The sequence below is a fragment of the Alloalcanivorax gelatiniphagus genome (assembly GCF_005938655.1).
Classification (GTDB): domain Bacteria; phylum Pseudomonadota; class Gammaproteobacteria; order Pseudomonadales; family Alcanivoracaceae; genus Alloalcanivorax; species Alloalcanivorax gelatiniphagus.
Genome location: NZ_VCQT01000027.1, coordinates 143,927 through 157,865, shown reverse-complemented (window position 1 = coordinate 157,865; position 13,939 = coordinate 143,927). Strand labels below are relative to the sequence as shown.

The 13,939-nt window shown below is 68.0% G+C and carries 14 protein-coding genes; 11 read left to right on the top strand and 3 right to left on the bottom strand.

Annotation, left to right across the window (positions count from 1 at the left end; genetic code table 11):
- Positions 1-17: 17 nt before the first annotated feature.
- The 8 genes from FGS76_RS08495 to FGS76_RS08460 all read left to right on the top strand — a co-directional run bounded on the left by FGS76_RS08495 (position 18) and on the right by FGS76_RS08460 (position 5,966).
- On the top strand, positions 18-335 hold the full coding sequence (locus FGS76_RS08495; RefSeq protein WP_138772198.1) for an FtsB family cell division protein: 318 nt from the start codon (positions 18-20) through the stop codon (positions 333-335).
- Positions 319-1,047 carry a 2-C-methyl-D-erythritol 4-phosphate cytidylyltransferase gene (gene ispD, locus FGS76_RS08490; protein ID WP_138772197.1) on the top strand — a complete coding sequence of 243 codons (729 nt, stop codon included), beginning with the start codon at positions 319-321 and terminating at the stop codon, positions 1,045-1,047. The genes FGS76_RS08495 and ispD overlap by 17 nt, the downstream gene beginning before the upstream one ends.
- A complete protein-coding gene (ispF, locus tag FGS76_RS08485) occupies positions 1,017-1,514 on the top strand; it encodes a 2-C-methyl-D-erythritol 2,4-cyclodiphosphate synthase (RefSeq protein WP_138772196.1) in 498 nt (165 codons plus the stop codon). The genes ispD and ispF overlap by 31 nt, the downstream gene beginning before the upstream one ends.
- Positions 1,508-2,575, top strand: a complete 1,068-nt coding sequence (gene truD, locus FGS76_RS08480) for a tRNA pseudouridine(13) synthase TruD (protein WP_377900471.1) — start codon at positions 1,508-1,510, stop codon at positions 2,573-2,575. Before ispF ends, truD begins: the two co-directional genes overlap by 7 nt.
- Before the next feature lie 110 nt (positions 2,576-2,685).
- The gene (locus FGS76_RS08475) at positions 2,686-3,342 is read left to right on the top strand and encodes a protein-L-isoaspartate(D-aspartate) O-methyltransferase (protein ID WP_138772195.1); all 657 of its coding nucleotides are present in this window, start codon (positions 2,686-2,688) and stop codon (positions 3,340-3,342) included.
- The gene (locus FGS76_RS08470) at positions 3,339-4,256 is read left to right on the top strand and encodes a DUF368 domain-containing protein (protein WP_138772194.1); all 918 of its coding nucleotides are present in this window, start codon (positions 3,339-3,341) and stop codon (positions 4,254-4,256) included. The genes FGS76_RS08475 and FGS76_RS08470 overlap by 4 nt, the downstream gene beginning before the upstream one ends.
- 34 nt (positions 4,257-4,290) lie before the next feature.
- Positions 4,291-5,046: a peptidoglycan DD-metalloendopeptidase family protein gene (locus FGS76_RS08465; protein ID WP_240692471.1), complete on the top strand. Its 756-nt coding sequence runs from the start codon at positions 4,291-4,293 to the stop codon at positions 5,044-5,046.
- A gap of 2 nt (positions 5,047-5,048) precedes the next feature.
- A complete protein-coding gene (locus FGS76_RS08460; RefSeq protein ID WP_138772192.1) occupies positions 5,049-5,966 on the top strand; it encodes a cation diffusion facilitator family transporter in 918 nt (305 codons plus the stop codon).
- Positions 5,967-6,820: 854 nt separating this feature from the next.
- On the opposite strand, the gene FGS76_RS08455 is transcribed toward FGS76_RS08460, so the two are convergent.
- A complete protein-coding gene (locus FGS76_RS08455) occupies positions 6,821-9,526 on the bottom strand; it encodes an efflux RND transporter permease subunit (RefSeq protein WP_138772191.1) in 2,706 nt (901 codons plus the stop codon).
- A gap of 22 nt (positions 9,527-9,548) precedes the next feature.
- On the bottom strand, positions 9,549-9,980 hold the full coding sequence (locus FGS76_RS08450; RefSeq protein WP_138772190.1) for an SRPBCC family protein: 432 nt from the start codon (positions 9,978-9,980) through the stop codon (positions 9,549-9,551).
- 209 nt (positions 9,981-10,189) lie between these two features.
- Here FGS76_RS08450 and FGS76_RS08445 point away from each other — a divergent pair, with 209 nt between their 5' ends.
- Both FGS76_RS08445 and FGS76_RS08440 read left to right on the top strand, forming a co-directional pair.
- Entirely contained in the window at positions 10,190-11,125 is a 936-nt protein-coding gene (locus FGS76_RS08445) for an AraC family transcriptional regulator (RefSeq protein WP_138772189.1), read from the top strand.
- Between the two features lie 231 nt (positions 11,126-11,356).
- A complete protein-coding gene (locus FGS76_RS08440) occupies positions 11,357-12,472 on the top strand; it encodes a 4-phosphoerythronate dehydrogenase (RefSeq protein WP_138772188.1) in 1,116 nt (371 codons plus the stop codon).
- A gap of 71 nt (positions 12,473-12,543) precedes the next feature.
- Here FGS76_RS08440 and FGS76_RS19455 read toward each other — a convergent pair whose 3' ends face one another.
- Complete coding sequence (locus tag FGS76_RS19455; protein ID WP_170214436.1) at positions 12,544-12,714, bottom strand: PA1571 family protein; 171 nt, start codon at positions 12,712-12,714, stop codon at positions 12,544-12,546.
- A gap of 59 nt (positions 12,715-12,773) precedes the next feature.
- Between FGS76_RS19455 and FGS76_RS08435 the strand changes: the two genes are divergently transcribed.
- Positions 12,774-13,916 carry an ATP-NAD kinase family protein gene (locus tag FGS76_RS08435; RefSeq protein WP_138772187.1) on the top strand — a complete coding sequence of 381 codons (1,143 nt, stop codon included), beginning with the start codon at positions 12,774-12,776 and terminating at the stop codon, positions 13,914-13,916.
- Positions 13,917-13,939 lie beyond the last annotated feature (23 nt).

The following is a 13,939-nucleotide window of genomic DNA, read 5'->3' as shown; positions in this document are numbered from 1 at the left end:
GCGGCCGGGGAGGGCGCGTGAAGCTGTCCCCGGCGCGCCAGGTGGTGCTCGCCGTGCTGGCCCTGGTGCTGCTGGGGCTGCAGGCGCGGCTATGGTTCGGCGAGGGCAGCCTGCGGCATGTGGCCGCCCTGGAAAAGCAGGTCGAGACCCTGACCGCGCAAAACGCCGAACTGGCCGAGCGCAACCGGCTGATGGCCGCCGACGTGCGCGACCTCAAGGACGGCACCGAAGCGGTGGAGGAAATCGCCCGCAAGGATCTGGGCATGATCCGCGACGGTGAAACCTACTTCCTGATCGTGGAACCCGGGGACGGCGCCAGTGACGACCAGCCATAAAGCGCTCTATGCGGTGGTGCCCGCCGCCGGCGTCGGCGCGCGCATGGGCGCCGGCCTGCCCAAGCAGTACCTGAGCCTGGACGGCCGCACCGTGGCCGAGCACACCATCACCCGGCTGCTGGCGTTCGCGCCGATCCGCCAGGTGGTGGTGGCGGTGGCCGACGGCGACCCCTGGTGGCCGCGCCTGGACGTGGCCCGCCACCGGCGGGTGCGTTCGGTGACCGGCGGCGCCAGCCGCGCCGGGTCGGTGCGCGCCGGGGTGGCGGCGGTGCTGGAGCAGGACCCGGACGCCTGGGTGCTGGTGCACGACATGGCCCGGCCGCTGGTGCGGCTGTCCGACATCCAGGCCCTGGTGGACGGCTGCGGCGACGACGGCGCCATTCTGGCGCGGCCGGTCACCGACACCATCAAGCGCGCCGACCAGAGCCAGCGTATCGACGCCACCCTGGACCGGCGCCACATCTGGCGGGCGCTGACCCCGCAACTGTTCCCGGCGGCGGCCCTGCACCGGGCCCTGGACGGGGATCTGGACGGCATCACCGACGAGGCCTCCGCCCTGGAGGCCGCCGGCCGCCACCCGGCCCTGGTGCAAGGGCAGGCGGACAACATCAAAATCACCCTGCCCGAGGACCTGGCGCTGGCGCGCTTCTACCTCGCGGCCCAGGAACAGGAGGGGCTGTCATGGCGGTTCGCCCGGGCGCCATTCGCGTAGGTACCGGCTTCGACGTGCACGCCTTCGCCGAGGACGGTGACCATGTGATGCTGGGCGGCGTGCGCATTGCCCACGAGCGTGGCCTCAAGGCCCACTCCGATGGCGATGTGGCGCTGCACGCGCTTACCGACGCCCTGCTCGGCGCCCTGGCGCTGGGCGATATCGGCCACTACTTTCCCGACACCGACCCGCGCTGGAAGGGCGCGGATTCCGGGCAGCTGCTGGCCCGGGTGATGGAAGACATCGTCGCCGCCGGCTGGCGGGTGGGCAATGTGGACCTGACGGTGATCTGCCAGGCCCCCAAGCTGGCCCCGCACCTGACCGCCATGCGCGAACGGATCGCCGAGCTGCTGGGCTGTGACCAGGACCAGGTGTCGGTGAAGGCCACCACCACCGAGAAGCTGGGCTTCACCGGCCGTGGCGAGGGCATCGCCGTGCAGGCGTCCGCCCTGCTGGAGCGGTGTTGAACGGCGGCGCCGGCGGCGAACCGGTGGACGCACCACCGGCCACGCCGGCGGCCCACGGTGGCCCGGCGGGCACCGCCCTGCTGCGCGTGGAGGCGGCGGACTTCCGCGTCGACGAGATCATGACCGTGGTGCCCGACGGTGAAGGCGAGCACCTTTGGGTTGAGATCGAAAAAACCAACTGGAACACCGAGGACGTGGCCCTGTGGCTGGCCAAGCAGGCCGGTGTGCACCGGCTGGCGGTGGGCTATGGCGGCCTCAAGGACCGCCGCGCGGTGACCCGGCAGTGGTTCAGCTTGCACCTGCCCGGCAAGCCGGACCCGGAGTTCGAGGCCGCCGAGGGGCTGGTGATCCACCGGGCCCTGCGCCACCGCCGCAAGCTCAACCGGGGCACCCATCGCGGCAATGCCTTCCAGCTGCGGCTGCGCCAGGTGGAGGCGGACCGGGAACGGCTGGAGTCGATTTTGCTGGCGGTGGCCGGCCAGGGTGTGCCTAACTATTTCGGCGAACAGCGCTTCGGCCGGGACGGCGCCAACTGGACCCGGGGGCGGGCCTGGCTGCTGGGCGGCGAGGCGCCGCGCAAGCGCACGCTGCGCAACTTCTGGCTGTCGGCGGTGCGCTCCGGCCTGTTCAACGCGGTGTTGGCGGAGCGCGTCCGCGAGGGGGTCTGGGACCGTCTGCTGGACGGTGACCTGCTGCGCCCGGACGGCAGCCGGGGCCTGTTCTCCGCTGACGACGACGCCAACGCGGCGGCCCGGGTGGCCGCCGGCGAGGTGCATCCCACCGCCCCTTTGCCGGGGCGGGCGGGCATGGCATCATCGGCGGCTTGCGAGCGGCTGGAACAGCGGGTGCTGGGGCCCCATGGGCCCCTGATCGCGGCCCTGGGGGAATTGGGCCTGGAGGCGGAACGGCGGGCCACCCGCCTGCCGGTGACCGGGCTGGAATGGCACTGGGCCGGTGATACGCTGGAGCTGGCGTTGAGCTTGCCCACCGGCGCCTTCGCCACCTCGGTGTTGGCGGAGTTGTTGGCCACCCGGGTGCCGGCGGCGGCGGATCGCGGCTGAAGCCGCTCCTACAGCGCAGCATTCCGTTGTAGGAGCGGCTTCAGCCGCGATATCCGATGGAATTCGGGCGCACCAAAAATGAAACGGGGATGGGGGATCCACCGACGGACATGGACACGGAATTGCGCGGCATTGGCATGACATCGGCGAGAACCCGGGAGCGGCTTATCAACCGGCTGCGGGACGTCGGCATCGAGGACGAACGGGTGCTGGAGGTGATCCGCACCACGCCGCGCCATTATTTTATCGACGAAGCCCTGGCCCACCAGGCCTACGACGACACCGCCCTGCCCATCGGCCACGGCCAGACCATTTCCCAGCCCTGGGTGGTGGCGCGCATGACCGAGCTGCTGATCGCCGAGCGGGTGCCGGAAAAGGTGCTGGAGATCGGCACCGGCTGTGGCTACCAGACTGCGGTGCTGGCGGCGCTGTGCGGCCAGGTGCATTCCGTGGAGCGCATTCGCCCGCTGCAGGATCGCGCCCGCCAGCGGCTGATCAGCCTGGGGCTGGCGCGGGTGCAGCTCAAGCACGCCGACGGCGGCTTTGGCTGGAAAGCGGCGGCGCCCTTCGACGGCATCCTGGTGGCCTGCGCCCGTCCGGAAATTCCCCGGGAACTGCTCGACCAACTGGCCGATGGTGGCCGCCTGGTGATGCCGGTGGGCGACCGCGTCCAGCATCTCACCGTGGTGGACCGGGTGGGCGATGAGATTCATACCCGGCAGTTGGATGCGGTGCGCTTCGTGCCGTTCCAGCGGGGTGTGCAATGAAGGCCCGCCCCGGTGTCTACCTGCGCGGCCTGGCCATGGGCGCCGCCGATGTGGTGCCCGGTGTGTCCGGCGGCACCCTGGCGCTGATCACCGGCATCTATGAAGAACTGATCGATACCCTGGGCGGCATCGGCCCGGGTTTGCTCGGCGTTTGGCGCCGGCAGGGCTTCGCCGCGTTCTGGCGGGCCGGCAATTTTACCTTCCTTTTCACTCTGCTGGCGGGGATTCTCACCAGCATCGCGCTGCTGGCGCGGATCATGACCTGGCTGCTGGCGCACCACCCGGTGCCGGTGTGGGCGTTCTTCTGCGGCCTGATTCTGGCCAGTGTTTTCCTGGTGCTGTCGCCGCTGAAAAAACGGGGCCCGCCACAATGGCTGGCCTTCGTGGCCGGCACCGGAGCGGCGGTGACGATCAGCCTGGCGCCCGGGCTCACCGTGTTCGGCGTGTCGCCGTTGGTCTTCTTCCTGGGCGGCGCGGTGGCCATCTGCGCCATGATCCTGCCCGGCATCTCCGGCAGTTTTATCCTGTTATTACTGGGTTTGTACCCATCCGTGCTGGCGGCGGTGGACGGCGGCGACTGGCCGTTGCTGATCAGTTTCATGGCCGGCTGCGCCTGCGGATTGCTGGCCTTCGTGCGGCTGCTCAAATGGCTGCTGCATCATTACCACGACACCGTGATGGCCCTGCTCGGTGGCTTCATGGCCGGCTCGCTGGTCAAGCTGTGGCCCTGGCGGCTGCCCCTGGACCAGGGCGTGGCGGAGCGCTGGCTGTGGCCGGCGGACTATGCCCGCGCCACCGGCGGCGCCAGTCATCTGGCGCTGGCGCTGACCATGATGGTGGTCGGGCTGCTCCTGGTGTGGCTACTTTCCTTTGCCGCGCCCGTGCATAATGAGGCGACCCCAACGGACGAGTAGTCTTTTGCGTGTTTGTCTTGTCACAGTGTTGTTGATGGCCCTGACCGGTTGCGCGGTAAGCAGCCCGCCGCCGGTGGTGGACATCTACCAGCAGGACCAACGCGCCGGCAAGGTGACCTCCGGCAGTCACCGGGTGCAACGGGGCGAGACCCTGTATTCCATTGCCTGGCGCTACGGCTGGGACTACCGCTCCCTGGCCCGCGCCAACAGCATCGGTGCCCCCTATACCATTTACCCCGGCCAGGTGATTTCGTTCGCCGGCGCCAGCCCCCGGGAAACCACCCCGGAGCGCGGCACCGCGTCCAGTTCGTCCAGGGCGCCGTCCTCCGCCGGGGCGTCCTCGTCGTCCAGCCGTTCGTCCTCCGCCGCCACGCCGCCCCCGCCGCCGAAAACCAGCAGCCCGGCGGCCACCGGACCGGTGAACTGGCAATGGCCGGCCAGCGGCAAGTTGCTGGAGCGCTACTCCAGCGCCGCCGGTGGCCGGCGCGGCATCGCCATCGGCGGCCGCGAGGGCAGCCCGGTGGTGGCCGCCGCCGGCGGGCGGGTGGTGTATCGGGGCAGCGGTTTGACCGGCTATGGCAATCTGCTGATCATCAAGCACAACGACCGCTGGCTGAGCGCCTACGCCCACAACAAGAAGCTGCTGGTGAAGGAGGGTGACCAGGTGCGTGCCGGCCAGGAAATCGCCACCATGGGCGCCAGTGGCACCCTGCACACCCAGCTGCATTTCGAGATTCGCAAGGACGGTCAGCCGGTGGACCCGCTGGCCCTTTTGCCAAGGAAATCCTGACCATGAACGAACCGCTGGACGAAGCACGGGCACGCCGCTTGTTGACCCTGGCCGCCAGCGCCTCGGTGGCCACCGCCCTGATTCTGATCGCGGTGAAGAGCGTGGCCTGGACGCTGACCGGGTCGGTGAGTCTGCTGGCCTCCCTGATCGATTCGATCATGGATTCGCTGGCCTCGCTGATCAACTTCGCGGCGATCCACTACTCGCTGGTGCCGGCGGACGACGAGCACCGCTTCGGGCATGGCAAGGCGGAGGCGCTGGCGGGCCTGGGGCAGTCGGTTCTGATCGCCGGTTCGGCGCTGTATCTGCTGCGCGAGGCGGTACTGAAACTGCTCGACCCCCAGCCCATCGAGGCCACCGGCCTGGGGGTGGGGGTGATGGTGTTTTCCATCGTGCTCACCGCGCTGCTGCTGGTGGTGCAGAAATACGTGGTGCGCCGCACCGGCTCCACCGCCATCGACGCGGATTCGCTGCACTATCTCTCCGACCTGGCGGTCAACGCCGGCATCATCGTGGCGCTGGTGCTGAGCGGGTTCGGCTTTATCGAAGCGGACGGCCTGGTGGGGCTGCTGATCGCCCTCTATATCTTCTATTCCGCCGGCAAGATCGGCTGGGACGCGGTGCAGCTGCTGCTCGACCGGGAGCTGCCCGGCGAGGTCCGCGACGTGGTCGGCACCGTGGTTGGCGAGCATGAGCAGGCCCTGGGGTTCCACGACCTGCGCACCCGCCAGTCCGGGCGCACCCAGTTCATCCAGCTGCACGTGGACATGGACGAGCGGCTGTCGCTGCGCGAAGCCCACGACCTGGGCGAGCGCATCCGCGCCGACATCGTCGCCCATTACCCGGCGGCGGAGGTGATCATCCACCACGACCCAGTGCCCAACCCGCCCCACGTTCCGCTCGACCCGGATCGCGGCTGAAGCCGCTCCTACCGCATTCTAAAGCCGCCTGTAGGAGCGGCTTCAGCCGCGATCACGCATCCAACATGGATAAGACTCTGCCCGTCAGGCAAGCCCACGTTCGGGTTGACCCGGATCGTGGTTGAGGTGTGGATTATCGCGGCTGAAGCCGCTCCTACACGACTCCAAAGCCGCCTGTAGGAGCGGCTTCAGCCGCGATCAACCCGCCGGTCCGCACGCATCCAGCATGGATAGGACTCTGCCCTTCAGGCAAGCCCATGTTCCGGTTGACCCGGATCGTGGTTGAGGTGTGGGTTATCGCGGCTGAAGCCGCTCCTACAGGATTGCAAAGCCGCCTGTAGGAGCGGCTTTAGCCGCGATCAACCCGCCGGTCCGCACGCATCCAGAATGGATAGGACTCTGCCCGTCAGGCGTGCCCACGTTCGGGTTGACCCGGATCGTGGTTGAGGTGTGGGGTATCGCGGCTGAAGCCGCTCCTACAGGATTCCAAAGCCGCCTGTAGGAGCGGCTTTAGCCGCGATCAACCCGCCGGTTCGCACGCATCCAGAATGGATAGGACTCCGCCCGTCAGGTAAGCCCACGTTCCGGTTGATCCGGATCGTGGTTGAGGTGTGGGTTATCGCGGCTAAAGCCGCTCCTACCGCATTCTAAAGCCGCCTGTAGGAGCGGCTTCAGCCGCGATTAAGCCGTCGGTTCGCACGCATCCCGCATGGATAAGACTCTGCCCGTCAGGCAAGCCCACGTTCGGGTTGATCCGGATCGTGGTTGAGGTGTGGGGTATCGCGGCTGAAGCCGCTCCTACCGCATTCTAAAGCCGCTTGTAGGAGCGGCTTTAGCCGCGATCAACCGCGCCATCAAGCCGCTTCCCGGGCGGCGCGCAGTTTCGGTTTCACGGTGATCAGCAACGCCGGCAGCAGGGTCAGGTTGCTGAGCAACGCGATCAGCATGGCCAGGCTGGTCAGCAGGCCGAAGTACACCGTCGGGTTGAAGTTGGAGATCGCCAGGATCGAGAAGCCGGCGATGATCACCAGGGAGGTGTAGTACATCGCCTTGCCGATGGAGCCGTGACAGCGGCGCATGGTGGCCACATAGTCCCCGTCCCGGGGCCATTCTTCATGGTAGCGGTGCACATAGTGGATGGTGTCATCCACCGCGATGCCGATGGTGATGGCGGTGATGGTGATGGTCATCAGATCCAGCGGCAGGCCGAGCCAGCCCATCAGCCCCAGCACGGTGGCGGCGCTGACCAGACTGGGCACCATGCTGATCAGCGCCACCGGCAGGGACCGGAACAGCAACAGCAGCATCACCATGATCGCCACGAACACATAGCCCAGGGTCTTGATCTGCGAATCGAACAGGCTCTGCAGCATATTGTTGTAGAGCACCAGGGCGCCGGTCAGGTGCACCTGCTCCGGTTGCAGATCGAATTTGCTCACCAGATCGTTGTTGATCTTGTCCAGCAGGTCGTTGCGGTTCAGGCCCGGATAGGAGTCCACCACCCGCACGCTGATACGAATCTGCCGGCCATCGTCGGACAGGTAGGGGCGCACCAGCTGACCGCGCAGGTCGTCGGGGATAAAGCTGGCCAGCAGCATCAGCTGCACATAGCTGAGCGGGCCGCCGTTGATCTTCTTGGCCACCTCATAGGTGGTGGCGATGGACAGCACCTTGCCGGTTTCCGGCAACGACTTCAGATACTTCTCGATCTCGATGATCTGTTCCAGACGCTGCGGGGTGTACCAGTAGGCGCCCTGCAGATCCGGCCCGGCATCCGCCGCTTGCTTGGCGGTCTGGCCGGAACCGTTGCTGGCGAACGGGTCCTCGCCACCGCCGAAATCGTCCCCGCCGCCGGCGGCGAACGGGTCCTGCTCCACGGCGCCGAAGCCATCTCCGCCGGTTTTACCGGCATCGCCGCCGGTGGCGCCGAACGGGTCCGCTTCCACCGTATCGAAACCGTCGGCGCCGGCCTGCTGATCGGCACCGGTGTCGTCGCTGGAAGCGGATGAGCTGTCGCCGGAAGCGGCGGAGGCGGCCGGGCGGGGCGGCGCGTCGATCACGATATCCAGGGGCGTGGTGCCGCCCAGCTTACGGTCGATCTGCAGCATGCCCTGATAGATTTCCGTGTCCTTCTGGAAATAGTCGATAAAGCGGTTTTCCACCGTCAGGCGGGTCATGCCCCACAGCGCCAACGCCATGCCGACCAGGGTCAGCACCAGCAGGGTGGCCCGGTGGCGCTCGGTGACGCCGGCGAAGCCCAGGGTCACCCGGCGGGTGAAATCGCGGCCCTGGGGCGGCTGCCCCGGCGACAGCCGGGCGAGCAGGGCGGGGAACACCAGAAAGCAGGTCACCAGGGCCACGCCCAGGCCCAGGGTCATCATCCACCCGAAATCGATCACCGGGCGGATGTCGCTGATCACCAGGGAGGAGAAACCGACCATGGTGGTAAGGATCATGTAGACGCTGGGCCGCATCATATGGGCGGCGGTTTCGCGCAGCAGCCAGGCCTGGGTGGCGTCCGGGTTTTCCTGGTGCAGTTCCCGGTAGCGCACGGTCAGGTGGATGGTGATCGACATGGTGATGATCAGCAGCAGCGACAGGTAATTGCTGCTGATCACCGTCACCTTCCAGTCCATGAAACCGAGCCAGCCGGTCACCACCAGGGCGGTGACCGCGCAGCACATCAACGGCACCACCACCCAGCGCGGCCGGCGGAAAATCAGGAACAGGGTGATAATCAGAAAGATCAGTACGCCGAGGCCGAAGAATTCCAGGTCGGACTGGATAAAGCCGATCATGTCCGAGGCGATCATCGGCACGCCGCCCAGGAACAACTGGGCCTGGTCCCGGTAGCCGTCCATGATGCCGCGAATGGTCTCGATGCGCTGGGTGGTGCGCGCCTGCACCTCGCTGTTGTAATCGCTGAAGCGGGCCGTCACCTGTTCCAGCTCCGCCGCCTCGGCGTCGCTCAGCTCGCCCTGGCGTTGCTTGTCGCGCAGGGCGTTGCGGCGGTTGAGCAACTCAAAGAAATGCTCGTCACGCTGGAAGGTGACCAGCATGGCCGTGGTGCGGCCGTCGTCGCTGACCAGCAGGTCCTCGTAAAGCGGGTTCTCCTCGGTGAATTCCCGTTTCGCCAGATCCAGATCCACATTGTTGTCGAGCAGGGTCCGGTAGCCGCTGGAGAGGTCGGTGAATTCCACCTTGGGGCTGAACAGCAAGGGCACGTCCAGCAGGGTGTACACCGAGGCCACCTGGTCCACGCCCTTCAACTGATCCTGCAGTTTTTCCAGGTTTTCCAGGGTGTCGCGCTGGAACAGCGGCCGATCCTTGGGCGTGTAGGTGATCACCAGGAAATCGCTGCCGCCGTACTGTTTGGCGATTTGCCGGTAATACTCCAGCGCCCGATCGTTCTCCAGGGTCAGGGATTCGGCGGACGCGTCCAGCTTGAAATGGCGGGCCTGCCAGGCGGCGGTGCCGCACACCAGCGCCACCACCAGCAGCCAGAACAGGGGGTGGCGCAACACCAGGGCGCAATAGGCGCGGAACAGTCGAGACATCATGGGAATTTCCGGTTGATAAGACCTAGAACATGGCCGCGAATTCGGCGGCGAAACGCTGATCGAAACGATGGATCAGACCACCGGCGGGCAGTGTCAGCAGGGTCAGCAGGCCCTCGGACCACTCTTCCTGGAGCACCCGGCAGCCGCCGGCGCCGTCATCGAGAAAGGTGAAGCGGTGGATCAGCCGCGCCATGGGCAGATCCAGGCCCCAGGCGATGCATTCGTTTTCCCGGTATTCGTGTACCCGCACCACCACCGGCGCCGGCGGCAGACGGGGCAGGTCGGCGACGAACAACAGGGCGGCGCCGGGGCGCCATTGGCCGCCGAATAGCCGTGCATGGCGCACCACCGAACACCAGTCGGACCAGTCCTGAACCTGGCTGAACAGGGAAAAAGCCTGGCGTGGGGAAGCGCGGGTGCCGGTCACTTCGTCGATGAAGTAGCGTTTCAGCATAACGTCCTCGTCCTTCGGTGGGCTCCAAGAGTACCCATCCTGTTTCCCGGTCACCAGCGGCATGTGCCGGGGCCTGTTGACCGGTGCGACCGCCCGGTGAAATTTCGGGTCAATGCAGGCACGGTGGCATCATCGTCCCATAGGGGCCAGGGAAGACCGCGACCAACCATAACAAGAAAGACAACAAGGATAATGAAAGAGGGATCGCCATGGTGGGAAAGCACCTGCCCGCATCCGCCGTCGACGGGTATTCGCCGCCGGGGCCGCTTGAGCGGCTGTTGGCCGGCGCCATCGACGCGGAACGGGACCCGAATCCGGGTTTGCGGCTTGGCCGCGAGCTCCATTACACCAGCCTGCATCTGCCCGGCCATCTGATGGCCGCCTCCGCCACCCTGGAACAGGCCCTGGATGCCTGGTTCCGTTACCAGGAGCTGGTGGTGCCGGAGCTGGAATTCAGGCTCAGCCGTGGCGAGCATCACTGCGCCTTGACCGTGGACGCCAGCGACCCACCGGACTCCGCCACCGACCCGGACGGCTCCCTGGACCGCGACGACCTGCTGGTGGCCGCCCTGGTGGCGGTGGGGCGTTCGCTGTTGGGTGGGCGCCTGCCGATTCACCGGGCCCTGCTGCGCCGTCCGGTGCCCGCCACCCCCAGTGACCATGAACGCTTTTTCGACTGCCCGGTGCGCTTCGGTGCCGCCCGCAACGGCATCGAATTTTCCCCGGCGCTGCTCGGCCAGCCGCTGCCCGGCGCCCGGCCCCGCTACCGGCGCCACCTGGAACACCGGGCCGGGCTGCTGCTGGCGCGGCGGCAACGGGAGGGCGGCATCGTGGCGCGGGTGCGAGCCCGGTTGCGGGCCGGCCTGGGCCACGGCGCCGTCACCGTGGAACGGGTGGCCGAGGATCTGGGCATGACACCGCGCACCCTGCAGCGGCGCTTGCGTGATGAGGGTATCCAATTCGCCCGGCTACGCGATCAGGTACGCATGAAATGCGCCTGCCAGCATCTGCTCGCCGACGGCTGCGATATGCAGGCACTGGCGCTGTATCTGGGCTTTTCCGACACCGCCAACTTCTACCACGCCTTCAAACGCTGGAAAGGCTGCGCCCCGGGGGAGTACCGCCGCCGCGCCCTGGCTTCCTGAAGCGGCGCCCCGGGTCTGGCCGGGGCCCCGCGCCGGTGCCTATCATGGCGGCCCTGGAAGACGGCACCCCGGTGGTGTTCGACCCGGCGGAACCGGGATTTCAACACCGCACTCGCCTGTACAACCTGTATCATTTAACCACCGCCCCTACACCGGGGCGATCCAGTCCACCGCCGAGGCGCTGTCGCGGCACTGAGCCCTGCCGGGCAGCGACCACCAAAGAGACCGCGAATGCAGATCGTCGCCGACGAAAACATGCCCGCCCTGGAACCCTTCGAGGCCCGGGGCACCGTCACCCGTGTCAACGGCCGCACCCTGGACCGTGACGCCCTGGAACACGCCGACGTGCTGCTGGTGCGCTCGGTGACCCGCGTCGACCGGGCGCTGCTGGAGGGCACCCCGGTGCGCTTCGTCGGCTCCGCCACCATCGGCACCGACCATGTGGACCGGGCCGCCCTGGACCAGCTGGGCATTGCCTTCGCCCATGCCCCCGGCTGCAACGCCCGGGCGGTGGCCGAGTATGTGCTGCAGGCCCTGCTGCTGGCCTGCCAGCGCCAGGGCCGCACGCTCCATGAAAGCCGTATCGGTGTGGTTGGCCTGGGCAACGTGGGCGCCCGGGTGGCCGCCTGGCTGAACGCTCTGGGCGCCACCGTGATCGGTTGTGACCCGCCGCTGGCCCGCCAAGGCGCCCGCGCGCCGGTGCCGCTGACCAGCCTGGACGCGGTGCTGGACGCGGACCTGATCACCCTGCACGTACCGCTCACCAAGGAGGGCGAGGACGCCACCCATCATTTGCTGAACGCGGAACGCCTGGCCCTGCTCGGACCGGAGCAGACCCTGATCAGCACCTGCCGGGGGGCGGTGATCGACAACCGCGCCCTGGCCCGGCAACTGGCCGCCGGCCAGGGCCCGCTGACGCTGCTGGACGTGTGGGAGAATGAGCCGCGCCCGGACCCGGCGCTGCTGGAACGGGTGTGGCTGGGCTCGCCCCATGTGGCGGGCTACAGTGTGGAAGGAAAGTGGCGGGGCACCGCCATGCTCCATGATGCCTGGTGCCGCTGGCGCGGGGAGCAGGCCCCCGGCGCCAGCCCGCCGGTCAGCGGCGACACCCTGGACGCGCCGGTGCATGACGAAGCGGACCTGCTGGCGCTGCTGCGGCGCGCCTACCGCCTGCACGAGGACGACCGCCGCCTGCGTGACGCCCTGGCCGGCGACGACCCGGGCAGCGCCTTCGATGGCCTGCGCAAGCACTATCCGGCCCGCCACGAACTGCTCTACTGGCGGCACCGGGGGGAGGTGGCGGCGCCGTTTCAGCCGCTGGTCAGCCGGCTGTTCGCGGCGGAGTGATGGCGGCTGAAGCCGCTCCTACGGCGGGTATCCTGCCCCGGTAGGAGCGGCGTCAGCCGCGATAGTAAGAATCAACCCGCTTTGCGGGCCGGCTCCGGATAATGCCAGGCCTGCTCCAACTCCCGGCAGGCTCGCAGGATCATCGCCTCGGTGATCGGAATTTCGCGGCCCTGCTCGTCGACCAGGGCGGCGCCGTTGAACTCCCGGCGGCTGGAACTCGGTGAATAGTGAAGACGCTGCATTGTCATTTCTCCGCTGTGTTCCTGACGCGGCCATTGTTCGAAAAAGGTGTGATCGTTTTATGACAAACCCGCGCGAACCGCTGATTCTTGGCGTTCTGGTTAACCCGTTCGCCGGTATCGGCGGCGCCGTCGGCCTCAAGGGCAGCGACGGCGCCGACACCCGCGAAGAAGCCCTGCGCCGGGGCGCCGAACCGATGGCGGTGGCGCGCATGACCCGCGCCCTGAAGGCGGTGGCCGGCGAAGCCGACCAGCTGCGCGTGCTCACCTGGGCTGGCGACATGGGCGAGCACAGCTGCCGGGCCGCCGGCCTGACGGCGGAAGTGCTCGGCGACTCGCCGTCGCCCAGCAACGGGGAACACAGCCGCCAGGCGGCCCGGGCGTTGCTGGACGCCGGCGCCCAACTGCTGCTGTTCGCCGGCGGCGACGGCACCGCCCGGGACCTGGTGGATGCGGTGGGCGAACGGGTGCCGGTGCTCGGCGTGCCGGCCGGCTGCAAGATGCACTCGGCGGTCTACGCCATCAACCCGGAGGCCGCCGGCCGGCTGCTGGCTGACCTGGTCCACGGCGGCCTGGTGGCGCTGCACCAGGCCGAGGTCCGCGACATCGACGAAGACGCCTTCCGCCGGGGCGAGGTGCGCGCCCGCCACTATGGGGAACTCAAGGTCCCCGCCGAAGGCCGCTACCTGCAACAGGTGAAATGCGGCGGCCGCGAAGTGGAAGATCTGGTGGTCACCGAAATCGCCGCCTCGGTGATCGACCACCTGGAACCGGACACCTGGTACCTGGTGGGCTCCGGCTCCACCGTGGCCACGGTGATGGAACAACTGGGCCTGCCCAACACCCTGCTCGGCGTGGACATTGTCCGCAATGAAGAAGTGGTGGCCGCCGACGTGGGCGCCGAACAAATCCTCGACATCATCGGCAATGACCCGGCCCGGGCCCTGATCACCGTGATCGGCGGCCAGGGCCACCTGTTCGGACGCGGCAACCAGCAGTTCAGCCCGGCGGTGATCCGCCGCCTGGGCAAGGCCAACATCCAGATCCTGGCCAGCCGCACCAAGCTCGCCACCCTGGACGGCCGCCCCCTGGTGGTGGACACCGGCGACCCGGACCTGGACCGGCAGCTGTGCGGCCTGTGGCCAATCACCAGCGGCTACGAGGACACGCTGCTGTATCGGGTGGCGACGGACGCCTCGGCGTGAACCGGCGCGCGCCGCCGTTGTGA